22 protein-coding genes are annotated in these 21,966 nt (G+C 66.1%); 12 read left to right on the forward strand and 10 right to left on the reverse strand.

The features are described from left to right. Positions 1–11: 11 nt before the first annotated feature. From IB229_RS02255 to IB229_RS02265, 3 genes are all read right to left on the reverse strand, one after another. Entirely contained in the window at positions 12–1,151 is a 1,140-nt protein-coding gene (locus tag IB229_RS02255; protein WP_192324524.1) for a homogentisate 1,2-dioxygenase, read from the reverse strand. A gap of 132 nt (positions 1,152–1,283) precedes the next feature. Beyond that, complete coding sequence (gene hppD, locus IB229_RS02260; protein WP_192324526.1) at positions 1,284–2,408, reverse strand: 4-hydroxyphenylpyruvate dioxygenase; 1,125 nt, start codon at positions 2,406–2,408, stop codon at positions 1,284–1,286. Continuing rightward, positions 2,405–2,725 carry a hypothetical protein gene (locus IB229_RS02265; RefSeq protein WP_192324528.1) on the reverse strand — a complete coding sequence of 107 codons (321 nt, stop codon included), beginning with the start codon at positions 2,723–2,725 and terminating at the stop codon, positions 2,405–2,407. The genes hppD and IB229_RS02265 overlap by 4 nt, the downstream gene beginning before the upstream one ends. Between IB229_RS02265 and IB229_RS02270 the strand changes: the two genes are divergently transcribed. The 3 genes from IB229_RS02270 (at position 2,724) to IB229_RS02280 (ending at position 4,753) form a co-directional block, all read left to right on the forward strand. Further along, on the forward strand, positions 2,724–3,494 hold the full coding sequence (locus tag IB229_RS02270) for an AraC family transcriptional regulator (RefSeq protein WP_192324530.1): 771 nt from the start codon (positions 2,724–2,726) through the stop codon (positions 3,492–3,494). The genes IB229_RS02265 and IB229_RS02270 overlap by 2 nt on opposite strands. 82 nt (positions 3,495–3,576) lie before the next feature. After that, entirely contained in the window at positions 3,577–3,750 is a 174-nt protein-coding gene (locus IB229_RS02275; RefSeq protein ID WP_192324532.1) for a DUF1427 family protein, read from the forward strand. 34 nt (positions 3,751–3,784) lie between these two features. Then, on the forward strand, positions 3,785–4,753 hold the full coding sequence (locus IB229_RS02280; RefSeq protein WP_192324534.1) for a quinone oxidoreductase family protein: 969 nt from the start codon (positions 3,785–3,787) through the stop codon (positions 4,751–4,753). On the opposite strand, the gene IB229_RS02285 is transcribed toward IB229_RS02280, so the two are convergent. From IB229_RS02285 to IB229_RS02295, 3 genes are all read right to left on the reverse strand, one after another. Continuing rightward, positions 4,750–7,158: an EAL domain-containing protein gene (locus IB229_RS02285; protein WP_192324536.1), complete on the reverse strand. Its 2,409-nt coding sequence runs from the start codon at positions 7,156–7,158 to the stop codon at positions 4,750–4,752. The genes IB229_RS02280 and IB229_RS02285 overlap by 4 nt on opposite strands. Before the next feature lie 349 nt (positions 7,159–7,507). Next, positions 7,508–7,990, reverse strand: a complete 483-nt coding sequence (locus IB229_RS02290; RefSeq protein WP_192324538.1) for a DUF934 domain-containing protein — start codon at positions 7,988–7,990, stop codon at positions 7,508–7,510. Further along, positions 7,987–9,654, reverse strand: a complete 1,668-nt coding sequence (locus IB229_RS02295) for a nitrite/sulfite reductase (protein WP_192324540.1) — start codon at positions 9,652–9,654, stop codon at positions 7,987–7,989. The genes IB229_RS02290 and IB229_RS02295 overlap by 4 nt, the downstream gene beginning before the upstream one ends. 297 nt (positions 9,655–9,951) lie before the next feature. Between IB229_RS02295 and ccoG the strand changes: the two genes are divergently transcribed. From ccoG to IB229_RS02320, 5 genes are all read left to right on the forward strand, one after another. Continuing rightward, positions 9,952–11,367 carry a cytochrome c oxidase accessory protein CcoG gene (gene ccoG / locus IB229_RS02300; RefSeq protein ID WP_192324542.1) on the forward strand — a complete coding sequence of 472 codons (1,416 nt, stop codon included), beginning with the start codon at positions 9,952–9,954 and terminating at the stop codon, positions 11,365–11,367. A 93-nt stretch (positions 11,368–11,460) separates the two neighbouring features. After that, entirely contained in the window at positions 11,461–12,870 is a 1,410-nt protein-coding gene (mapR, locus tag IB229_RS02305; RefSeq protein ID WP_192324544.1) for a GntR family transcriptional regulator MpaR, read from the forward strand. A gap of 267 nt (positions 12,871–13,137) precedes the next feature. Then, on the forward strand, positions 13,138–13,776 hold the full coding sequence (locus IB229_RS02310; protein ID WP_192324546.1) for a hypothetical protein: 639 nt from the start codon (positions 13,138–13,140) through the stop codon (positions 13,774–13,776). Then, on the forward strand, positions 13,773–14,402 hold the full coding sequence (locus IB229_RS02315; RefSeq protein ID WP_192324548.1) for a LysE family translocator: 630 nt from the start codon (positions 13,773–13,775) through the stop codon (positions 14,400–14,402). The genes IB229_RS02310 and IB229_RS02315 overlap by 4 nt, the downstream gene beginning before the upstream one ends. 334 nt (positions 14,403–14,736) lie before the next feature. Continuing rightward, complete coding sequence (locus tag IB229_RS02320; RefSeq protein WP_192324550.1) at positions 14,737–15,459, forward strand: TorF family putative porin; 723 nt, start codon at positions 14,737–14,739, stop codon at positions 15,457–15,459. Between the two features lie 134 nt (positions 15,460–15,593). On the opposite strand, the gene IB229_RS02325 is transcribed toward IB229_RS02320, so the two are convergent. The 4 genes from IB229_RS02325 to IB229_RS02340 form a co-directional block, all read right to left on the reverse strand. Continuing rightward, entirely contained in the window at positions 15,594–16,241 is a 648-nt protein-coding gene (locus IB229_RS02325; RefSeq protein WP_192324552.1) for a DsbA family protein, read from the reverse strand. 72 nt (positions 16,242–16,313) lie between these two features. After that, positions 16,314–17,249: a rhodanese-related sulfurtransferase gene (locus IB229_RS02330; RefSeq protein WP_192324555.1), complete on the reverse strand. Its 936-nt coding sequence runs from the start codon at positions 17,247–17,249 to the stop codon at positions 16,314–16,316. Positions 17,250–17,426: 177 nt separating this feature from the next. Beyond that, positions 17,427–17,741, reverse strand: a complete 315-nt coding sequence (locus tag IB229_RS02335) for a BolA family protein (RefSeq protein ID WP_192324557.1) — start codon at positions 17,739–17,741, stop codon at positions 17,427–17,429. A gap of 13 nt (positions 17,742–17,754) precedes the next feature. Next, positions 17,755–18,258: a DUF2059 domain-containing protein gene (locus IB229_RS02340; RefSeq protein WP_192324559.1), complete on the reverse strand. Its 504-nt coding sequence runs from the start codon at positions 18,256–18,258 to the stop codon at positions 17,755–17,757. A 212-nt stretch (positions 18,259–18,470) separates the two neighbouring features. Here IB229_RS02340 and IB229_RS02345 point away from each other — a divergent pair, with 212 nt between their 5' ends. The 4 genes from IB229_RS02345 (at position 18,471) to IB229_RS02360 (ending at position 21,965) form a co-directional block, all read left to right on the forward strand. Then, positions 18,471–19,484, forward strand: coding sequence for a DUF2804 domain-containing protein (locus IB229_RS02345; RefSeq protein ID WP_192324561.1), 1,014 nt, complete (start codon positions 18,471–18,473; stop codon positions 19,482–19,484). Positions 19,485–19,551: 67 nt separating this feature from the next. Next, positions 19,552–20,946: a class II fumarate hydratase gene (locus IB229_RS02350; protein ID WP_192324563.1), complete on the forward strand. Its 1,395-nt coding sequence runs from the start codon at positions 19,552–19,554 to the stop codon at positions 20,944–20,946. After that, positions 20,939–21,559 (forward strand): NAD(P)H-dependent oxidoreductase, encoded by a 621-nt coding sequence (locus IB229_RS02355; protein WP_192324565.1) that lies wholly within the window; start codon positions 20,939–20,941, stop codon positions 21,557–21,559. The genes IB229_RS02350 and IB229_RS02355 overlap by 8 nt, the downstream gene beginning before the upstream one ends. Positions 21,560–21,755: 196 nt before the next feature. Continuing rightward, positions 21,756–21,965 carry a DUF6316 family protein gene (locus IB229_RS02360; RefSeq protein ID WP_192324567.1) on the forward strand — a complete coding sequence of 70 codons (210 nt, stop codon included), beginning with the start codon at positions 21,756–21,758 and terminating at the stop codon, positions 21,963–21,965. The last annotated feature ends 1 nt before the right edge of the window (position 21,966 follow it).

Genomic DNA, 21,966 nt, shown 5'->3' on the forward strand with positions numbered 1-21,966 from the left:
CACATGCAGGTTCAGCCTTGTTTGCCTGGCGCCCGCCACGAGTTCACATACTCGGCCACCTCCACCCCGGCCGCGGCTTCGCCAACCTCCAGCGCGCGGCGGGTGTCGATCATCACCGCCACCTCGTCGATGAAGGTCGCCGGGTCAACCTGGGCCTTCTTCAGCGCCTTCGGATGCGGGCCATGGGGGAAACCACAGGGATGAAACGTCACCATCCCCTGTTCGATGTTGTCGCGGCTGAAGAAGTTGCCCCGGTGGTAGAACAACACCTCGTCGTAGTCGTCGTTGTTGTGGAAGAACGGCACCTTGAGCGCACCGGGATCAGACTCGACCGGGCGCGGGGTGAAGGTGCAGACGACGAAGCCATTGGCGACGAAGGTGGTGTGCGCCGATGGCGGCAGGTGGTAGCGGTGGCTCATCAGCGGGCGGATGTCGCGCCAGTTGAGGCGTACCACGGTGTTGTCGCCGTGCCAGCCGACCACGTCCAGCGGGTTGTAGGGAAAGGTCACGGTGCTGATCTGGTTGCGCCGCTTGATCCGCACCTGCCAGGGGTTCTCGTCCTGCTGCGCCTTGAACGCCTCGTCGAGGCGCGGATGGTCGAGTACCGCCGGGTCGAAGATCGCCTGCGGACCGAGCAGGCCCTTGTCCGGCAGCATGTAGGCGCCGTCGCTGTTCTCGATCAGCAGCATGAAGGTCGGCTGCGTGGCCTCGATGCGCCAAGCGGTGCCGCGCGGGATCATCAGGTAGTCGCCGTCGCGGTACTCGAGGTGGCCGAAGTCGCAGTAGAAATGCCCGGCGCCCTCGTGGACGAACAGCAGCTCGTCACCGTCGCTGTTGCGCACCAGGTGGCGCATGGCGCCGTTAGTCTTCCAGATACGCAGCTGCACGTCGGCGTTGTGCAGCGTCAGCGGCGCCTGCAACGGGCAGTCGCGTTCGCTGGCGATGGCGTTGAAGTTGAACGCGTGCGGGCGCAGCGGCCCCTGCCAGTCGACCCAGCCGGTGGGCGGGTGCTTGTGGTGTAGGTGGGTCACCGGGCCGAAGAAGCCCTCGCGGCCCATCTCGCGCTCGTAGGTGTCCTGCGGAAAATCGCAATGCGCCTGACGCGAACAGTCGCCCTCGCGTAGGGGAAAGCTGATCCATTTCCGGCTCATGTGTATCTCCTCGTCATGGCGCTCAGGATGCGTAGGGCGGATGGCCACCCCGTGGACGGCCACCCCGTGGAAAACCGCGAAGGGTTTTCCCCCGACAGCGGCGGATGAACCACACGTCACCCACCCTACGGCTCAGTCCTCGGCGATCACGCCACGCCGTACCTGATCCTCCTCGATGGATTCGAACAGCGCCTTGAAGTTGCCTTCGCCGAAGCCCTGGTTGCCCTTGCGCTGGATGATCTCGAAGAAGATCGGGCCGATCACCGTGTTGGTGAAGATCTGCAGCAGGATGCCGTCGTCCTCCGACGTATCGACGCCCGGCGTGCCGACGCCCGGCGCACCATCGATCAGCAGGTTCAGTTCGCGCAGTTGCGCCAGGGGCTCGCCGTGGCCGGCCACGCGGCTGTCGACCTTTTCATAATAGGTGTCCGGCGTGGTCATGAAGTCCACGCCGTTGGCGCGCAGCTTGCGCACCGTTGCGTAGATGTCGTCGGTGGACAGGGCGATGTGCTGGATGCCCTCGCCGTGGTACTCGCGGATGAATTCCTCGATCTGCGACTTGTCGTCGGCCGACTCGTTGATCGGGATGCGGATCTTGCCGCACGGCGCGGTCATGGCGCGGGAGAACAGGCCGGTGAGCTTGCCTTCGATGTCGAAGTAGCGGATCTCGCGAAAGCCGGCGATGCGCTCGTAGAAGCCGGACCAGACATCCATCTGCCCGCGCTTGACGTTGTGCGTGAGGTGGTCGATCAGCTGCAGGCCGACCGCGTTGTCGTTCGGCCCGCGGCCTTCGATGTACTCGAAGTCGACGTCGTAGATGCTCTTGCCACCGCTCTCGTCCGGATACCGGTCGACCAGGTACAGCAAGGAGCCGCCGATACCCTCGACGCAGGGAATGTTCAATTCGCCGAAGTTGGCGTGGCTGCCGACCAGGGTCGCGCCCTGGGACTCGACGTAGGCGGCGGCCTGGGCGGCGTTCTTCACCCGGAAGGCCATGGCGCAGGCGCTCGGCCCGTGCTTCTCGCCGAAGGCGCGCACGTGGCCGGTGGGGCTGCCGTTGAGCACGATGTTGATGCCGTGCTGCTGGAACAGCCAGACCTCCTTGGAGCGGTGCTTGGCGGTTTCGGTGAAGCCCATGGCGCTGAACAGCGCGCGCAGCTGCTGGATGCCCTCGGCGCTGGGGGCAGTGAATTCGACGAACTCGAAGCCGTCGGTGCCGATGGGATTGTGTTGTTCGATCTTGGCCACGGCGTTCATTGCGCCTCCTCGTTGTTGTTGTAGGGATGGCTAGCGTGGGGTGCCTGCTGCAGGCCCGAGGCCGCAGATTCGCTGGCTTCAATCTCCCCTGCACGGCCGTCGGCAACAAGCCGCCCGCCACCGCTCGGCACCTGGCAGGCAGGTCGCGACCGGCAAATTTCCCTTACAGCGCCACGCCACCACCCATGAACGCCGGCCATGCGTAACGCATTCTTTACGAGGTGGTGCAGCAGCCTGCCAGGCAAGGTATCGCCGCCACGCCGCGCGGCGGCTACCATCGCCTCTTTACCCGCTTCTGCCGACAAACCGACGACCATGGCCCGCGCCGTTCCCCCCGACCTGAGCAACACCGAGGTGCCCCTGCGAGCCCTCGCCCGCAGCTACCCGCGTGGCCTGTACATCGAGCCGCACGAGCACGAATGGGGCCAGCTGCTCTACGCCATGTCCGGGATCATGTGGGTGGAAACTCCGGGCGAGGCCCTGCTGGTACCGCCGCAGCGTGGCGTGTGGCTGCCACCCGGCGTGGTCCACGGCATTCGCGTGGTCTCCGAGCTGGAGATGCGCAACATCTATCTGCGCCCACAACTGGCGCAGTCGCTGGCCAGCGAGGTGCAGGTGTTCGAGGTGCGTCCGTTGCTGCGCGAACTGGTGCTGGCGCTGGTCGAACAGGAACGCCAGAGCGACCCCGCCTACTACACCGCCCTGGCCGAACTGACCGTGCAGGAGCTGCACCGCGCACGCCGCTCGCAGTTGCGCGTGTCGCTGCCCGACGGCGCCGACCGCCGCCTGCTGCACCTGTGCCAGGCGGTGATGGCCGCTCCGTCGCTGGCGATCTCCTTCGAGCAACACGCCGCCGATGCCGGCGCCAGCGTGCGCACCCTGTCGCGCCTGCTGCTGCGCGAGCTGGGCATGGGCTTCGCCGAGTGGCGCCGCCAGGTGCAGCTGGCCACGGCGGCGGCCGCGTTGATCCAGGGTGTGCCGGTCAGTCGTATCGCCCGCGAACTGGGCTATCAGCCGGCCAGCTTCAGTGACATGTTTCGCCGTGAACTGGGCATGACGCCCTCGGCCTACCGCGCCGGCAGCTGACCGATAGACAGAAGTGCTTGGCCGATAGCCCCGGCGTGCCCGCCATAGACTGCGCGCCATCGGTTACCACCCGGACACGCCCATGCACTACCTCGTTTCCCTGCTCATCGGCCTGGCCGTCGGCGCGCTCTATGCGCTGCTCGACGTGCGCTCACCGGCACCGCCCGCCATCGCCCTGGTCGGCCTGCTCGGCATGCAGCTGGGCGAGCAGTTGCTGCCCGCCGGCCGCCAGGTGCTCGGCCACTGGCTGGGCTGACCGAGCCTCCCCTTTTCCGCACAAGGACAACGCCATGCAGGCCCTGCAGTTTTCCCACACCGGCGACCTCGCCGCCCTCCGCCACGTCGAGCTGCCACGCCCAGTACCCGGCGCCGATGACGTGCTGGTCGAAGTGCACGCCGCCGGGCTCAACCCCAGCGACGTGAAGAACGTGCTCGGGCGCTTTCCCTACACCACCCTGCCGCGCGTGCCGGGCCGCGACTTCGCCGGCGTGGTCGTCGAAGGGCCGCAGCACCTGCTTGGCCAGGCGGTGTGGGGCACCGGTCGCGGCCTAGGCTTCAGCCGCGACGGCAGCCACGCCGCCTACCTGACCCTGCCCGCCGCCGGCGTCGCGCGCAAACCGGCGGCGCTCGGCTTCAGCCAGGCCGCCGCGCTCGGCGTGCCCTACACCACCGCCTGGGACGCCCTGCAGCGCAGCCAGGTCGGCAACGGCACGCGCCTGCTGGTGATCGGTGGCAACGGCGCCGTCGGCCACGCCGCCATCGCCCTGGGCAGGGCGCTCGGCGCCGAGGTACTGGCCGCCGTGCGGCGCCCCGAGCTGCACCGCAAACTGCTCGCCAGCGGCACGCCGTGCCTGCTGCTGGAGCAACCGGAGCGACTCGGCGCACAAGTGCGCGAGGTGTTTCCCGAGGGCGCCGAGGTGATCTTCGACACCACCGGTTTCTGGCTGCCGCCAGCCGTTGCCGCGCTGGCCGACTTCGGCCGCATCGCCATCATCGCCGCGCCGGTCGACGGCCAGGTGCAACTGCCAGCACTGGCCCTGTATCGCCGCGGCGGTTCGCTGGTCGGGGTCAACTCACTGCTCTACGACACCCTGCAGTGCGCGCGCATGCTCGAACACTTCGGCGCCTTCTTCGACGAAGGCCGCCTGCCGCTGCCCGAAGGGTTGCTCGAGATACCCCTGTGCCAGGGGGTGAAGGCCTACGAAGCGGTCAATGCCGGCAGCTGCGAGAAGATCATCTTCCTCCCGCAGGCCGACTAACGCGCCTGCGGCGTCAGTTCTGCCAGCTCTCGGTAGACCGCCAGGTCGAACGGCTGCGGGCGGGCGATCACGTAGCCCTGGGCGTAATCGATGCCGATTTCGCGCAGGGCCTGCAGCACCGCCTCGGTCTCGACGAACTCGGCGATGGTGGCTTTGCCCATGACGTGGCCGATGTGGTTGATCGCCTCGACCATGGCCCGGTCGATGGGGTTGTGCAGCATGTCGCGGACGAAGCTGCCGTCGATCTTCAGGTAGTCCACCGGCAGGTGCTTGAGGTACATGAACGAGGACATGCCGGCGCAGAAATCGTCCAGCGAGAAGCGGCAGCCGAGGCTCTTCAGCTCGTTGATGAAACGCGTGGCGTCGGCCAGGTTGGTGATCGCCGTGGTCTCGGTGATCTCGAAGCAGATCATCTGCGCGGGGATGCCCTGGCTGGTCAGTTGCTCGCGGATGAAGTCGAGGAAATTGGCATCGCCGATACTTGCCCCAGAGAGGTTGATGGCGCAGGTCAGCCGCGTTGGCAGGTCGCCAGTGTCACGTTGCCTGGCCAGAGCCTGCAAAGTGTTGCGCAGCACCCAGCGGTCGATCATGTGCATCAGCCCGTAGCGCTCGGCGGCCGGGATGAAACTGCCGGGGCCGATCAGCTCGCCGCCCTCGTCGCGCAGGCGCAGGAGAATCTCCAGGTGCAGGTCGTCCTGGTCCGCACCCAGGGCGAGGATGCGCTGGGCGTAGAGGCAGAAATGGTTTTCCTGCAGCGCGGTATGGATGCGCTGCACCCAGGTCATTTCACCGACGCGCTGGGACAGCTCGCTGTCGTCCGGCTGGTAGGCATGCACGCGGTTGCGGCCTTTCTCCTTGGCCGAGTAGCAGGCCATGTCAGCAGTGCGCAGCAGCGCCTCCAGGGTGCTGTGGCCCTCGCTGACCTGCACCAGGCCGACGCTGACGCTGATGGCGAACGGGCGCCCGTTCCAGACGAAGCGCAGCGCTTCGACCGAGCGCCGCAAGGCCTCGGCAATACGCTCGGCGGCATCGGCCGGGCAGTTTTCCAGAATCACGCCGAACTCGTCGCCACCGAGCCGCGCCAGGGTATCGCCCTCGCGCAGGTGCGCCTGCAATTCAGCGCAGACCTGGCGCAGCAGCTCGTCGCCAGCGGCGTGGCCGCTGGTGTCGTTGACCACCTTGAACTGGTCGAGGTCGAGGAACATCAGCGCATGGCGCCGGTGCTCGTGCTGCAGGCGCTCGAGCAGTTGCGAGACGCGGTACTCGAACTCGCGGCGGTTGAGCAGCCCGGTCAGCGCGTCGTGGCTGGCCTGCCAGGACAGGCTGGCGACGAATTGCCGCTCGCGGGTCATGTCGTGCAGCACCATCACCGCGCCGCTGACCTGGCCGTCGCTGAGGATCGGCGTGCCGACCAGGTTGACCGCCACCGAGCTGCCGTCCGGGCGTACGATCAGCTTGGTGTGGTCGCACAGGCTACGGCTGTGCCCGGCGAGGATCGCCTGCAACAGCGGTTCGTGGGTCTCGCCCGGCTGCTCGTCGATGATCGAGAACAGCGCCTCGAATTCCTGCCCGCGCGCCTGCTCGACGCTGCAGCCGGTGAGCTGCTCGGCGGTCGGGTTCATGTAGGCGACGCGGCCGTCCTGATCGAGGCTGATCACCGCATCGCCGATCGCCGCCAGCGTCACCTGGGCGCGCAGTTTCTCGGTTTCCAGGGCGTGATCGGCCTGCTCGCGCTGGATCAGCAGCTTGCGCGTGCGCAGCACCGCAAGGCCGATCAGCAACGCGGCAGTGAGCAGGTTGAGCAGCATCAGCAGGCGCAGCACCTCGCGCGAGGCCTCGCCGAGAATCCGCGAGAACGCCTCGGCAGCCGGCGACACGCCGAGGTTGATCTGCTCGATGCGTGCCTGCCAGTCGGCCAGTTGCTCGGGGGTCAACGGCTGGGTGGCGATGCTGGTCTGCAGCTCCTGCGCCAGGTCGGTGAGGGCGAAGATGTACTGGTCGCCGATGGTCCAGCGTTCGATGGCGCGCTGCAGGTAGCTGAGCTGGCTGAAGTTGGCGTACAGCCAGATCATCGCCTCGACATCATCCGGGTGATTGCGCCCCTGCAGGATGCCGGCGCGGGCGGCCTCCAGGTTTGGCGGGCGCTGGTCCATGGCCACGCGAAAGGCGTGGTCACCCATGGGCACGGCGATGGCGTCCTGGTAGCGTTTGAAATGCTCGGGGTTCTGGCTGCGTGCGTACAGGCGCAGGTAGTGGATGGCATCCTTCTGCCCTTTCGACCACAGGCTCTCGCCGCCGACATAGGCGCGCACCGCCGACAGCAGGTACAGGCTGCCGCCGGCCAAGAGCGCCTGCAGTACGATCACCAGCGCGAACGGCCAGACCAGCCGCAGCAACTGGGACATGGTGCGCGCCCGCCTGGCGCTCGTCTCCGAACTCGTCAATCCCTTTCTCCTGACATCGACGCAGCCCCGCCCGCCACCGATAGCACAAGGTCGTCAGGCAGCACGCGTCGCAAAGCACAGGTTGAGAACAGCCAGGCGCCCACAGCCTCTTGCGCAAGAGGCACCAGCGTACCAATCAGGTATAGATGGCTTTGCCACGGAAGAAAGGGAAAGCGGATTAAATCGTCAGGTTTCGCCCGGATGCCGCAGCGCACGCCGGCCGGAGGCGGAGCCTGCACGAGCAACACGGCCTGCAAACGCCCTGCCGGCACCCCCATGCCGGCAGAGACTTATCTGCATGAAGCAGCCTTCAGCGCCGGCGAAACAGTGGCCGCGGTTCGATCACCGAGCGGCTGTAGAGCACGCTCATCCCGGCCAGCCCCTTGAGTGCATCCTCCACCGACTTGTCGGCACGCACGGCAAAGGCATCGAAGCCGCACTGGCGCATGTGGCTGAGCTGGTCGCGCAGCACGTCGCCCACCGCACGCAGCTCGCCGCTCCAGCCCAGGCGCGTGCGCAGCACATAGGCCTGGCTGTAGCCGCGGCCGTCGCGAAAGCTGGGGAAGTCCACGGCGATCAGTGGCAGGTGCGGCAGCAGCTCGGCGAGGCTTTCCGCATCGTCGTCCGGCGCCAGCCACAGGCCCTGCGCCGGATCGCGCTGCAGCAGCCACTGCGCCAGCGGCACGATCAGCGCCGCGCCCGCTGGCGCCGGTTCATCGTCACGCAGCAGCTGCCAGGGATCGTTCTCAACGAGCTGCGCCTGGCCGTCGTGCAAGCGGATCAGGTTGTTCATGCCGATTGCTCCTGGGCGCGGTACACGCGCTGCTTGAACGGCTCCAGGCCGATGCGCGCGCAGGTGTCGGCGAAGGGTTCGCCCTCGCCACGCTGCTGCAGGTAGGTCTCGATGATCCGCTCGATCACCGCCGGCACCTCGTCGGCACCGAACGACGGGCCGATCACCTTGCCCAGCGCGGCGCCGTGGCCCTGCGCGCCGCCGAGGGTGATCTGGTACCACTCGCTGCCGTTCTTATCCACGCCAAGGATGCCGATATTGCCGATGTGGTGGTGGCCGCAGGCGTTCATGCAGCCGGAGATGTTCAGGCTCAGCTCGCCGATGTCGTGCAGGTAGTCGAGGTCCTCGAAACGCTGCTGGATGCCCTGGGCGATGGGAATCGACTTGGCGTTGGCCAGCGAACAGTAGTCGCCGCCCGGGCAGGCGATGATGTCGCTGAGCAGGCCGATGTTCGGCGTCGCCAGGCCGGCCTCGCTGGCCAGTTGCCAGAGGCGGTATAGGTCGGCCTGGCGCACGTCCGGCAGGACCAGGTTCTGTTCGTGGGCGACGCGGATTTCGCCGAAGCCGAAGGCCTCGGCCCAGTCGGCGGCGACCTCCATCTGCACGGCGGTGATGTCACCCGGTGGCAAGGCCGCGCCCGGTTTGGTCGACAGCACCACGCTGGCGTAACCCGGCACCTTGTGCGGGTGCACATTGCGCGACAGCCAGCGCTCGAACGCTGGGTCATGCAACACCGTATCGGGGTAGACGATGCCGTCGTCGAGCAGCGCATACGCCGGCGGCTGGAAGTGCGTGGCCACGCGCTGGTATTCGTCGACGGTCAGCTCGGCCGGGCCGTCCTTGATCTGCAGCCACTCGGCTTCCACTTCGCGAGAGAAGGCCTCGATGCCCAGCGCCTTGACCAGGATCTTGATCCGCGCCTTGTACTTGTTGTCGCGCCGGCCGTGGCGGTTGTACACGCGCAGGATGGCCTCGACATAACTGAGCAGGTGGCGCCACGGCAGGCCGTCGCGGATCTGCACACCAATGATCGGCGTGCGCCCCAGCCCGCCGCCGACCAGCACGCGCAGCAGCAGTTCGCCGTCGGCATCGCGGTACACCTGCAGGCCGATATCGTGCACCTGCACCGCCGCGCGGTCCTCGCCAGCGGCGCACAGGGCGATCTTGAACTTGCGCGGCAGGAACAGGAATTCCGGGTTGACCGTCGACCACTGGCGGAGGATTTCCGCCAGCGGGCGCGGGTCGAGCAGCTCGTCGGCGGCGACCCCGGCGAAGGCCTCGGTGGTGACGTTGCGCACACAGTTGCCGGAGGTCTGGATGGCGTGCATTTCCACCGCCGCCAGTTGCTCGAGAATGTCCGGCACCTGCGCAAGCTCGATCCAGTTGAACTGGATGTTCTGCCGCGTGGTGAGGTGGCCGTAGCCACGATCGTGCGCGCGGGCGATGCGCGCCAGGGTGCGCAGCTGCTGGGCCGACAGGGTGCCGTAGGGAATCGCCACGCGCAGCATGTAGGCATGCTTCTGCAGGTACAGGCCGTTCTGCAGGCGCAGCGGCAGGAATTCCTCTTCGCTCAGCTCGTCGCTGAGACGACGCTGCACCTGGTCGCGGAACTGGGCGACGCGCTCGCGCACCAGGGCATGGTCATAGTGGTCGTACTGGTACATCGGCGGCCTCGCGCGTGGTAATGCAGCGCACTATGCGCAAGCCCGCCGCGGCAAAACAGCCGCAGATCCCGCTGAAAAATACGGATCAGATACCACGCCAACGGCCCCCAACAGCGGCCCAGCGGGCTGTTAACGCGATTGATTCAGATCAATGCCGCTGCAATTAGCCCGAGGAAACACCTCGACAAGCCCTGTTTTCGCATCTGATACGGTTTTTATCGTCAAACCTGAGTCTGTTACCGGATCAGCCGCGCTCGCATAGTTCGCTCCGCCTGATAAAGCCCAACGAGGCCAACAATGAGCGAGCGCATTCCCGCACAGATCATCGACACGATCGATCCGCGCCAACCCATCCGCCTGACGCCTTCCCAGGCCGGCGGACCGATCCACACCCGCAGTTTCAGCGGCCGTTTCCGTAATCTGCGCCTGTACGGCGCCGGCCTGCTGTTCCTGATCTTCTTCGGCACTGCCTGGCTCGACTGGGACGGGCGCCAGGCCGTGCTGTGGAACCTCGCCGAGCACCGCTACTACATCTTCGGCGCGACCTTCTGGCCGCAGGACTTCATCCTGCTCTCGGCGCTGCTGATCATCGCTGCCTTCGGCCTGTTCGCCATCACCGTGGTGGCCGGGCGCGTCTGGTGCGGCTACACCTGCCCGCAAAGCGTGTGGACCTGGGTGTTCATGTGGGCGGAAAAGGTCACCGAGGGCGAGCGCAACCAGCGCATCAAGCTCGACGCTGCGCCCTGGTCGCTCGGCAAGCTGCTGCGGCGCACGGCCAAGCACAGCATCTGGCTGGGCGTGAGCCTGCTCACCGCAGTGACCTTCATCGGCTACTTCACGCCGATCCGCGAGCTGACCCAGGAGCTGTTCAGCCTGCAGCTCGACGGCGCCACGCTGTTCTGGGTGCTGTTCTTCATGGCTGCCACCTACCTCAACGCCGGCTGGCTGCGCGAGAAGGTCTGCGTGCACATGTGCCCCTACTCGCGCTTCCAGAGCGCGATGTTCGACCAGGACACCCTGCTGGTCGCCTACGACGCCAAACGGGGCGAAGGCCGCGGCCCGCGCAAGAAAGGCACGGATCACAAGGCCGAGGGCCTGGGTGACTGCATCGACTGCCTGATGTGCGTGCAGGTCTGCCCGACCGGCATCGATATCCGCGACGGCCTGCAGATCGACTGCATCGGCTGCGCCGCCTGCATCGACGCCTGCGACTCGATCATGGACAAGATGGGCTACGCCAAGGGCCTGGTTGGCTACCACTCCGAACGTGAACTGCAAGGCGGCAAGACCCACCTGCTGCGCCCGCGCCTGGTCGGCTACGGCGTCGCCCTGGCGCTGATGATCGGTACCTTCGTCTGGGCACTGGAGGCGCGCTCGATGCTCTCCATCGACTCCGCCAAGGACCGCAGCATGTTCCGCGAGAACCAGCTGGGGCAGATCGAGAACACCTACCGCCTCAAGGTGATCAACAAGACCCAGCAGCCGCAGCGTTATGCCCTGGGCCTGGTCGACAGCCCCGGCCTGCGCCTGGATGCGCCGGCGCAACTGCTGCTGGCTCCGGGCGAGATCCTCGATGTACCGGTCACCGTGGTCCTGCTCGCCGAGCACGCCAGCGGCACCGCCACGCCAGTGCACTTCGAGGTCTACAACCTGGCCGACGACAGCGAACGCACCCAGACCGCGAGCACCTTCCTCGCCCCGAGCGGGCGCTGACGCCATGCCTGGTCGAGCGTGAGGAAGGACAGTCGCATGGGCGCGAAACTCCCCGTACAGTGTGGCCACCTGCTGGCAGCCCCGACGGACACGATGAAACGCTACGAAAAATTCGCCGACCAGATTGCCGACCTGATCCGCTCCGGCGTGCTTGCCCCCGGCGAGAAGGTGCCCTCGGTGCGCCACGCCAGCCGCACCTATGGGGTCAGCCCGTCCACGGTGTTCCAGGCCTACTACCTGCTGGAAGACCGCGGCCTGATCAGCGCCCGGGCGCGCTCCGGCTACTTCGTCCGCGAACTGGCGCAGCACCCGCTGGCCGAGCCGGAAACCAGCGCGCAGGCCGCGCAGACCACCGAGGTCGATGTCAGCGAGCTGGTGTTCTCGGTGCTCGGTTCGCTGAAGGACCCGCACACCGTGCCCTTCGGCTCGGCCTTCCCCAGCCCGCAGCTGTTTCCCCTGCAACGCCTGGCGCGCTCGATGGCCCATGCCCTGCGCGACATGCCGGCACACGCGGTGATCGCCGACATGACCGCCGGTAACCCTGACCTGCGTCGGCAGATCGCCCTGCGCTACATGGTCAGCGGCGTGCGCCTGCCGCTCGACGAACTGGTGATCAGCAACGGCGCTCTCGAAGCGCTCAACCTGTGCCTGCAGACGGTGACCAATCCCGGTGACCTGGTGGCCATCGAGGCACCGGCGTTCTACGCCACGCTGCAGGTACTCGAACGCCTCAAGCTGAAAGCCGTGGAAATCCCGGTCAACCCGCGCGACGGCGTCGACCTCGACGTGCTGGGTGAACGCCTGGCCACGCTGCCGATCAAGGCCTGCTGGTTCATGAGCAGCCTGCAGAACCCGCTCGGCGCGAGCATGACCGACAGCAAGAAGCAGGCGCTATACGAGCTGCTGCACACCCACCAGGTGCCGCTGATCGAAGACGACGTGTACGCCGAGCTGTACTACGGCACGCAACCGCCCAAGCCGGTGAAGAGCTTCGACCGCGATGGTCTGGTGATGCACTGTGGCTCGTTTTCCAAGAGCCTGGCGCCGGGCTACCGGGTCGGCTGGGTGGCGGGTGGGCGCTACGCCGAGCAGATCAGCCGGCTGAAACTGATGACCACCATCTCGCCCTCGGTGCCGGCCCAGGCGGCCATCGCCGATTACCTGCAGCACGGCGGCTACGACCGCCATCTGCGCCGCCTGCGCCATGCCCTGGAAACCCAGCAGGGGGCGATGCTTGCCTCCGCCGCGCGGCACTTTCCCGCCGGCACACGGGTCACCCGGCCCAGCGGCGGCTACTTCCTCTGGTTCGAATTTCCCGAGCAGGTCGACTCGTTGCAACTGTTCCAGCTGGCCCTGGCCCAGGGCATCAGCCTCGCCCCGGGACCGATCTTTTCCGCCACCCGGCGCTTTCGCAACTGCGCGCGGCTCAACCACGGGCATCCGTGGGATGAGCAGAGCGAGCGGGCGATGGAACTGTTGGGGCGAATCCTGGCCTCATTCTGAGAGCCCGCTCAAAGTCTGCTGCGCGTCGGCCAGGCCGTACCGAAGATGGAGCGGGCTCGCTGAGCCGTCTTGCTCGATTTCGTCTTGCCGGGCTCCAGCTCGCGACACCTTGCACAGCTTCTGAGACCGGCGGCGCGTAACTGGCGGTGGATCGGACCAACGCAGCGCGGGCACGGATGCGTGGTATTTTTGGCGTCAAGAATAGTGGCACTATGCTATTCCTATACCTAACCACGACGACAAGAATAAAACCCGGGGTAGATGGACATGAGCAGCGACGAAGAAGCCGTCAGCAACGAAATCCTCAGCGATGAACAGCGCCTGGCCCTGCTGGAAAAAAGCGGCAAGCGCGACCGCGTCATCCTCTTCGTCATGGCCGGCATCCTGGTGCTGACCCTGATCAGCTGGCTGACCATCAGCCTCATTGAGCTGTTCTCCGATGACGACGTGGTGGTCAACAACAGCGCGCAGGTCGAGGAGCTGCAGAAGCAGGTCACCGGGCTGGAGACGCAGATTTCCAACCTCGAGCTGCAACTCAGCCAGCAAAACATCCAGCTCTCGGCGATGACCGGAATCAAGGCCAACGCCACGGCCGCGCCGCCGGCCAGCGCCGTACCCGCCCCGGCCGCCAACAACGACGCCGTGCAACAGGTGGCACGCACGCTGATCGGCCAGGAACAGGGCTTTCAGGAAAGCCTCGCAGCCCTCAAGATCGGCATGCGTGACCTCGCCGGCATGATCGCCGGCTCGCGCAGCTGGCTGGACTACTACAACGAATCCCTCGACAAGCCGCTGGCCGACAGCCAGACACGGGTCAAGGAACTGCAGGCCTGGTCCGCCAGCAAAGGCGGTGCACCGACCAGTCGTGGCGCTCCCCCCACTCGCCAGGCGAAACCCGCGCAATGACCGTCGAAACATCACTGCTGACCTTCCTGCTCGCCGCCAGCCTGCTGACCATGACGCCGGGCGTCGACACCGCCCTGGTGCTGCGCACCGCCGCCCTCCAAGGCACCCGGCGCGCCGTGCAGGTGGCACTCGGCATCGGCGCCGGCTGCCTGCTCTGGGGCGCCGCCGTGGCACTCGGCCTGGGCGCCCTGCTCGCCGCCTCGGAACTCGCCTTCAACCTGCTGAAATGGATCGGCGCCGCCTACCTCGCCTGGCTCGGCCTGCAGATGCTGCTCAAGCCGCGCCGCCAGTTCAGCGATGAATCCGCCACGTCGACACAAGCCCGCCGCCCGCTCGACGGCTTTTTGCGAGGCCTGCTGGGCAACCTGCTGAACCCCAAGGTCGGCGTGTTCTACGTGTCCTTCCTGCCGCAGTTTGTGCCCACCGGCTACGCGGTGGTCAGCTACAGCTTCATCCTCGCATTGATCCATGTGCTCCTGGGCCTGGTCTGGAGCGCCGTGCTGATCCTCGCCACCCGCCCGCTCGCCGCCTTCCTGCGTCGCGGCCTGGTGATCCACTGGCTCGACCGCGCCACCGGCTCGGTACTGCTGGTCTTCGCCGCCGGCCTGGCGCTGGCCAAACGCTGACGCCTGCACGCCTCAGAAAACCGCAGACCTGAACGCCGTCATCGCTCATCTGTTGTAACTCCAGAAGCCGCTCACCCTCCCTACGCACACTCCTGCTTCGCCGTCCTGCACGCCCCATAAACGTGCCCCGGTTCTCACCGGGGTGCGTTCGCATTGGGCGAAAGGCCATCAGCAGCCCGCAAAAAATCATCTAAACGCCTGATAAATAAACCGTTAAGAGAGTTGGCACGAATAGCGCTAATAGCGAATCGGCTTAAAGAGATTTGCCGTTAGAGCAAACAAAAAAAGCAGACCACCACCAACACTACTTTTTTTGCGCATTCTGGAGCACGAAATGCTGAAGAAACTGACCACGCTGGCTCTTTCCACCACCCTCTGCACCCTCAGCGGCGTCGCCGCAGCCGAGACGGTCGAAAGCCCCCTCGGCAACTTCGACGTGAGCATGACCGCCACCCTGGCCAGCGACTACATCTGGCGCGGCCAATCGCAAACCGCTGGCGAAGCCGCGATCCAGGGCAGCCTGGACGTCGCGCACGAGAGCGGCCTGTATGCCGGCGTCTGGGCCTCCAACGTCGATGACGCGGCGTTCCCGGGCAACACCAGCGGTGCCGACATCGAAGTCGACTACTACATCGGTTACGGCTACGGCTTCACCGACGACATCTCCGTCGACCTGCAACTGGCCAAGTACACCTACCCGCAGGCCAGTCAGTGGAACGGCTATGAAGTCATCCCCAGCATCACCGCTTACGGCTTCACTCTGGGCCACAAGTACGGCGTGGAAACCGGGGTTCACCCGACCTACACCTGGGTTGGCTACGACTACGAACTGCCGTACGAAATCACCCTGTCCGCCAGCTACGGCCTGACCGATCAGAAAGCCGGTGGCGAGGACTACAACGACTGGAGCGTGGGCGTCGGCAAGACCATCTTCGGCCTGGGCGTATCGTTGACCTATACCGACACCGACATCGACTCGGAAGTCTGCGCGGCCACCTATGGCAAGGACGACTACTGCGACTCCAACCTGACCGTTGCAGTCTCCAAGTCGTTCTGAGTTGAGCAATTGCGGGAAGGGCGTGCTGTGCAGCCCTGCGACACCTTGGTTTTAACCGCCCTACGGGGCGGTTTTTTTCTCGCCGGATGCAGGCGTCAGCTCAGGGCTGAACCACGCCTGCACACCGCCATCGATCAGCCCGCCTGCTGCGCCTGCGCGCCGCGCTCCAGCCAGCGCGCCAGCAACGGTGCCAGCTGCTCTAGCGGCTGATAGCCGTTGGTCAGCAGCGCCATCTGTCCATCGCGCTCGGCCAGCACGGTGGGAAACCCGGCAATGCCCAGGTCCTGCACCCAGGAAAAATCCGCAGCAGTCGCTTCCTGCATCGCTTCGCTGTCGAACGCCTCGGCGAACTCGATGCGCGGGATCCCGGCCTGTTCCGCCAGCTCGACCAGCAGCGGGGCACGGGTAACGTCGCGGCCTTCGGCGTAGAAGTTCTCCTGGATCAGGCGCGCCAGCGGCCAGACGCTCTGCTCGTCCACCTGCCGTGCGGTGACCAGCGCGCGGCACGCCGACTCGGTGTTGTAGACGAAGCCCTTGGGCATGCCCGTCTTGAAATTGAACAGCTGCCCGGTGCGTGCGTTGACCGCCTGCCAGTGCGCGAGGATGCGCACCTCGCTGACGGGATCAATGGCCGCACGCTCCTGGCGCAGGCCACCGACCACCAGGTGCATCGGCACCCCGGCCGCCTGTGCCTGGACGGCCAGCGCTTCGATCACCGGGGCAAAGCCCCAGCACCAGGAACACAGCGGGTCCATCACGTAGAGCAGGCGAGCTGGGCGCATGGCAACGTCCTTACTGACGAATAAGCCTGGGAACCCCTGCACGGCCCGGTGAGCCGGGCCGTGAACAGGATGTTACTGATCGAGAGCCTTGTAGTTGTAGCCGATCGGGTGCGGCAGGTTGCGTTCGCGGGCGATCTCGATCTGCTTCTGCCGCTCGCGGGCGCTGGTACGGGTCTTCTCGGGCAGCGAATCCCAGCAGTGTGGGCAACTGATGCCGGGCGCGTAATGCGCTGAGTCACGATCGGCAGCCGAAACCGGTGTGCGGCAGGCGTGGCATTGGTCGTATTCGCCCTCGCTGAGGTCATGGCGCACGGTGACCCGGTTGTCGAAGACGAAGCAGTCGCCCTGCCACTTGCTCTGCGCCTGCGGCACCTCTTCGAGGTATTTGAGAATGCCGCCCTTGAGGTGGAAAACCTCCTCGAAGCCTTCACCGAGCATGTAGCTGGAAGCCTTCTCGCAGCGGATGCCGCCGGTGCAGAACATCGCCACCTTCTTGTGCCGGCTCGGGTCGAAGTTGGCCTTGATGTAATCGGGGAATTCACGGAACGACTTGGTGCGCGGATCGATGGCGCCGTCGAAGGTGCCGATGGCCACTTCGTAATCGTTGCGGGTGTCGATCAGCAGCACTTCGGGATCGCTGATCAACGCGTTCCAGTCCTGCGGCTCGACGTAGGTGCCGACCTTGCTGTTGGGGTCAACGCCGGGGACACCGAGGGTGACGATTTCCTTCTTCAGCTTGACCTTGGTGCGGTAGAACGGCTGCTCGTCGCAGTACGACTCCTTGTGATCGATATCGGCCAGGCGCGCATCGCGGCCGAACCAGGCGAGCAGCCCGTCGACGCCTTCGCGGGTGCCGGACACGGTGCCGTTGATGCCTTCTTCGGCCAGCAGCAGGGTGCCTTTGATGCCATTGTCGAGCAGGGTTTGCAGCAGGGGTTCGCGCAGCGCGACGTAGTCCGGCAGGGAGACGAACTTGTACAGCGCCGCCACGACGATCTTTGCAGTCATGGACAGTCTCCAGTGGTCACCCTCGCAAAGGGCGGACCGGGGATGAAATGAAAGCGCCGGCTGAGGCCGGCGCGGGGGCGATTCTACTGCAAGCAGGCACCGCTCTGCAGCCACCCCGGATCAATGGCCCAGGCTCGCCCGAGGCTTGCGCGGTGCGAACGAAGGCACACGCAGTCGCTATTGCCCGAGCATGTCGTGCTTGCTGCCGCCGCGGCAGGTCGGCGAGTCCGGCGCACCGTTCTGCTGCTGCCACTCCTCGGGCGTGTAGGTGTGCAGCGCCAGGGCATGGAACTGGCCCATCAGCTCGCCGAGGCCGGCGTAGACCTTCTGGTGACGCTTGACTGCGTTGAGCCCGGCGAACTGCTCGCTGACGATCACCGCCTTGTAGTGGGTTTCCTGGCCACGGCTGTGCATGTGGCTTTCGTCGAGCACCTCGAGGTGTTCGGGCGCCAGGGTGGTCAGGGCCTGCTGAATCTGTTCACGCATGCTCATGTTCATTCACTCCTCACGGCTGAACGGGCGTACCGCCCAGCTCGACACTCATCTGCTCGAGCAGCTTGTTCACTTCCGGTACGGCGCTCTGCAGACGCGCCTGGGAGATCTGTACCGACTGTCCGGCGAGCATCGGCATCTTTTCCAGGACCTTGCGCCCGACCGGGCTCTCGTAGAACGCCATCAGTTCCTTCAGCTCAGCCTCGGTGAACGTGGTGGTGTACAGCTTGACCATGTCCGGCTGCAGCTTGTCCCAGCCGATGGCACGGTTCAGCGCCGTGTTGGCCTTGGCCTGGTAGCTCTCCAGCAACGCCTTCTTGTCGGCCGGGGCCTGGGCTTCGGCGAAGCGCTGGGCGAACATCTGCTGCACCTGGGCATACACCGGGGCAGCCAGCTTGTCGGCACGGGTCAGCTCGAGAAAGCGCTCGGCCTGGGCGGCGTGGCTGGCGGCGTCGGCGAAGGCCTGGCCGCTGGCGGCGAACAGCAGGGCGGTACAGAGGAGGCGCAAACGGCTCATGGGAATTCCTTGGCTACGGCAGTCAATCGAGGGCGGCCATTCTGCGCCTCGCGCCCGCAGCGCTCAAGCCGCACCCGGCCTGGCACAGATGTACATAACCTGATGGACTGCCATCACTTGTCCATTCACGCGGCATGCAGCATGCTTCATGGCTCTGGAGCAGTATTCCCCGCCCTGCGCGCCTGGCGCGCTCCACACACGGATGTGTCCCGATGAACAGCTTCACTCACGCGGCAGCACCGCCCTCCCCGCAGCCTCTCTGCACCGGCAGAGGCCGGCTCGACCCAAAGGCGGTCGGCTGGTCGCCACGTCCGCAGGTGAACTGCGCCCTGCCCGGCAACATCGGCCGGCGCAAACGCTGGAATCACTGGTGCATCACCACGCCGCACTGGATGCTCACGCTGACCTTCGCCAACCTGGACTACATCAGCTACGGCGCGGCGCACTTTCTCGACCTGGACACCGGCAAGCTCACCTCGCACACCCAGCTGCTGAGTTTCGGGCGCGGCTGTCACCTGCCGGACAGCGCCCTGGAAAGCCACGAATTCAGTCACGAACGCCTGCAACTCAAGGCCCACGACAACGGCAGTGCGGTTCGCCTCACCGCCATCGCGCCGGACATCGGCAACCCGCCGCTGCAGGTGGCCCTGGACATCCTGCGCCCCGCGCACCTGGACTCGGTCAACCTGGTCTGCCCGATGGCCGGCAACAGCTTTCATGCCACTTCCCGCCAACTGGGACTCCCGGTCAGCGGCACGTTGCAGCTGGACGGACGCCAGTACCAGTGCCCGCCGGGACAGAGCTTCGCCTCGCTGGACTTCGGCCGCGGCGTCTGGCCACTGCGCAGCCACTGGACCCGCGCCGCGTTTTCCGCACCCGGCGGCATTGCCGGCAACTTTGGCTCCGGCTGGACCGACCACAGCGGCCTCTCGGAAAACGCCCTGTGGTTTGGCGGCGAACTGCGGCACCTGGAAACCGCCGTGGACATCATCCAGAACCCGCAAGGCCCGCTCGCGCCCTGGCGTGTGAGCATGCCCGACGAGCAGGTCGAACTGACTTTCACCCCGCGCCAGCACCACCAGGCACGGCCGACGTTCGGCCCGTTCTTCGCCGATACACGCCAGTGGTTCGGCAGCTTCGACGGGGTGCTGCGCGGGCCGCGCGGAGAGAAGGTGCCTGTGGCCAGCGCCGTGGGCTGGCTCGGCTGCACCCAAGCCCGCTGGTGATGGCGGATCAGGGAACCGCACTGCCATCAGGCGGCCTAAACTGCCGGAAGACCATCGGAGAAGCCCTATGAGCCGTATCGAAACCGACAGCATCGGTGCCATCGAAGTCCCGCCTGACGCTTACTGGGGCGCGCAAACCCAGCGTTCGCTGATCAACTTCGCCATCGGTGAACAGCGCATGCCGCTGGCCGTGCTGCATGCCCTGGCCCTGATCAAGAAGGCTGCCGCACGGGTCAACAACCGCATCGGCGATCTGCCCCCGGACCTCGCCCGCCTGATCGAGCAGGCCGCGGATGAAGTGCTGGCCGGTGAGCACGACGAACAGTTCCCGCTGGTGGTCTGGCAGACCGGCAGCGGCACGCAGAGCAACATGAACGTCAACGAGGTGATCGCCGGTCGCGCCAACGAACTGGCCGGCCAGGGCCGCGGCGGCAAGAGCCCGGTGCATCCCAACGATCACGTCAACCGCGCACAGAGCTCCAACGACAGCTTTCCCACAGCCATGCACATCGCCGCGGTGCAGGCCGTGCAGCAGCAGTTGTTGCCGGCCCTCGCCGAGCTCTCCGGCGGCCTGGCCGAACAGGCCACGCGCCACAAGCACCTGGTGAAGACCGGGCGCACGCACATGATGGACGCTACACCGATCACCTTCGGCCAGGAGTTGTCAGCCTTCGTCGCCCAACTCGATTACGCCGACAGAGCCATCCGCGGCGCCCTGCCGGCGGTCTGCGAACTGGCCCAGGGCGGCACCGCCGTGGGCACCGGCCTGAACGCCCCGCACGGTTTCGGCGAAGCCATGGCCGCCGAGCTGGCCGCCCTCTCCGGCCTGCCCTTCATCACCGCGCCGAACAAATTCGCCGCGCTGTCCGGCCATGAGCCGCTGACCAGCCTCTCCGGCGCGCTGAAGACCCTCGCCGTGGCGCTGATGAAGATCGCCAACGACCTGCGCCTGCTCGGCTCCGGCCCGCGCGCCGGGTTCGCCGAAGTACGCCTGCCAGCCAACGAGCCAGGCAGCTCGATCATGCCGGGCAAGGTCAACCCGACCCAGTGCGAGGCGCTGTCGATGCTGGCCTGCCAGGTGCTCGGCAACGACAGCACCATCGCCTTCGCCGCGAGCCAGGGCCATCTGCAGCTGAATGTGTTCAAGCCGGTGATCATCCACAACCTGCTGCAATCCATCCGCCTGCTGGCCGACGGCTGCCGTAACTTCAACGAACACTGCATCGCCGGCCTGGAGCCGGACGCCAGGCAGATGGCCGCGCACCTGGAACGCGGACTGATGCTGGTTACCGCGCTGAACCCGCACATCGGCTACGACAAGGCCGCGGAAATTGCCAAGAAGGCCTATGGCGAAGGCCTCAGCCTGCGTGAGGCGGCCCTGCAGCTCGGCTACCTGAGCAATGAACAATTCGACGCCTGGGTGCGCCCGGAAAACATGCTGGAGTCGGGTCAACATGGCTGAAGACGTGAAGAGTGGCGCCACCCCGCTGGAAGGCGACGGCAAACGCATCCTGATGATCCTCGGTACGCCCAAGGCCGAGAGCCTGTGCCATGCCCTCGGCGAAGCCTACGCCATCGGCGCGCGGCGCGAAGGCCATGTGGTGCGCCAGCTGAAGCTGGGCGAAATGCAGTTCGACCCGATCCTGCGTGACGGCTACAACCATAGCCAGGCACTGGAGCCGGACCTGCTCGAAGCGCAGCGGCAGATCCACTGGGCCGAGCACCTGGTGTTCGTCTACCCGGTCTGGTGGGGCGGCATTCCGGCGCTGCTCAAGGGTTTCTTCGACCGCGTGTTCCTGCCCGGTTTCGCCTTCAAGTACCGCAACCGCTCGCAACTCTGGGACAAACTGCTCAAGGGCCGCACCGCCGACCTGTTGGTGACCCTGGACACGCCACCCTGGTATTTCCGCTGGATCTACGGCGCGCCGGGCCACCGGCAGATGACCCGGACCATCCTCGGTTTCACCGGCATCAAGACTCGTCGCCTGGCCGAATTCGCCCCCGTGCGGCCATCGTCCGAAGCCCAGCGCCAGGCCTGGCTGCGCCGCGCGGAGCTGCTCGGTGGTCGGGCCTGACTCATCCGTGGCGCCGGCCTCATCCCGCGGCGCGTGACGGAACGCTTTCCGTCACAAATATGGCGTCAATTTCGGCAGATTCCCGAACAAAAAGCGGCATTCTTCGCCGAAAACGACCATTGGTCGCACAGGCCTACCCGCCTGCAATCGCGAATTAGACTCAGGAATAGCCAGTCACTTTCAGGGAGATATCGCCATGTTCGGTCAACGCACCCTCGATCCCGCACCGGGAACCCACTACCGCAGCGAGCGCGTCAGCGCGGTGAACGGCCATTACTTCTTTTCCACACGCGAAGGCACGCTGGAAGGCCCCTACTTCACCCGCATCGATGCCGAGCGCGAAATCGCCTTCTACATCCGCCGCATGCAGCAGGCCAACGACATCATCGAAAGCCGCGTGTACTGAG

Source organism: Pseudomonas sp. PDM14 (assembly GCF_014851905.1).
Classification (GTDB): Bacteria; Pseudomonadota; Gammaproteobacteria; order Pseudomonadales; family Pseudomonadaceae; genus Aquipseudomonas.

Bases quoted from the DNA above. Each gene is read 5' to 3' on its own strand.
- IB229_RS02255 (WP_192324524.1), bottom strand. From the start codon at position 1,151: ATGAGCCGGAAATGGATCAGCTTTCCCCTACGCGAGGGCGACTGTTCG.
- hppD (WP_192324526.1), bottom strand. From the start codon at position 2,408: ATGAACGCCGTGGCCAAGATCGAACAACACAATCCCATCGGCACCGAC.
- IB229_RS02270 (WP_192324530.1), top strand. From the start codon at position 2,724: ATGGCCCGCGCCGTTCCCCCCGACCTGAGCAACACCGAGGTGCCCCTG.
- IB229_RS02265 (WP_192324528.1), bottom strand. From the start codon at position 2,725: ATGGTCGTCGGTTTGTCGGCAGAAGCGGGTAAAGAGGCGATGGTAGCC.
- IB229_RS02275 (WP_192324532.1), top strand. From the start codon at position 3,577: ATGCACTACCTCGTTTCCCTGCTCATCGGCCTGGCCGTCGGCGCGCTC.
- IB229_RS02280 (WP_192324534.1), top strand. From the start codon at position 3,785: ATGCAGGCCCTGCAGTTTTCCCACACCGGCGACCTCGCCGCCCTCCGC.
- IB229_RS02285 (WP_192324536.1), bottom strand. From the start codon at position 7,158: ATGTCCCAGTTGCTGCGGCTGGTCTGGCCGTTCGCGCTGGTGATCGTA.
- IB229_RS02290 (WP_192324538.1), bottom strand. From the start codon at position 7,990: ATGAACAACCTGATCCGCTTGCACGACGGCCAGGCGCAGCTCGTTGAG.
- IB229_RS02295 (WP_192324540.1), bottom strand. From the start codon at position 9,654: ATGTACCAGTACGACCACTATGACCATGCCCTGGTGCGCGAGCGCGTC.
- ccoG (WP_192324542.1), top strand. From the start codon at position 9,952: ATGAGCGAGCGCATTCCCGCACAGATCATCGACACGATCGATCCGCGC.
- mapR (WP_192324544.1), top strand. From the start codon at position 11,461: ATGAAACGCTACGAAAAATTCGCCGACCAGATTGCCGACCTGATCCGC.
- IB229_RS02310 (WP_192324546.1), top strand. From the start codon at position 13,138: ATGAGCAGCGACGAAGAAGCCGTCAGCAACGAAATCCTCAGCGATGAA.
- IB229_RS02315 (WP_192324548.1), top strand. From the start codon at position 13,773: ATGACCGTCGAAACATCACTGCTGACCTTCCTGCTCGCCGCCAGCCTG.
- IB229_RS02320 (WP_192324550.1), top strand. From the start codon at position 14,737: ATGCTGAAGAAACTGACCACGCTGGCTCTTTCCACCACCCTCTGCACC.
- IB229_RS02325 (WP_192324552.1), bottom strand. From the start codon at position 16,241: ATGCGCCCAGCTCGCCTGCTCTACGTGATGGACCCGCTGTGTTCCTGG.
- IB229_RS02330 (WP_192324555.1), bottom strand. From the start codon at position 17,249: ATGACTGCAAAGATCGTCGTGGCGGCGCTGTACAAGTTCGTCTCCCTG.
- IB229_RS02335 (WP_192324557.1), bottom strand. From the start codon at position 17,741: ATGAGCATGCGTGAACAGATTCAGCAGGCCCTGACCACCCTGGCGCCC.
- IB229_RS02340 (WP_192324559.1), bottom strand. From the start codon at position 18,258: ATGAGCCGTTTGCGCCTCCTCTGTACCGCCCTGCTGTTCGCCGCCAGC.
- IB229_RS02345 (WP_192324561.1), top strand. From the start codon at position 18,471: ATGAACAGCTTCACTCACGCGGCAGCACCGCCCTCCCCGCAGCCTCTC.
- IB229_RS02350 (WP_192324563.1), top strand. From the start codon at position 19,552: ATGAGCCGTATCGAAACCGACAGCATCGGTGCCATCGAAGTCCCGCCT.
- IB229_RS02355 (WP_192324565.1), top strand. From the start codon at position 20,939: ATGGCTGAAGACGTGAAGAGTGGCGCCACCCCGCTGGAAGGCGACGGC.
- IB229_RS02360 (WP_192324567.1), top strand. From the start codon at position 21,756: ATGTTCGGTCAACGCACCCTCGATCCCGCACCGGGAACCCACTACCGC.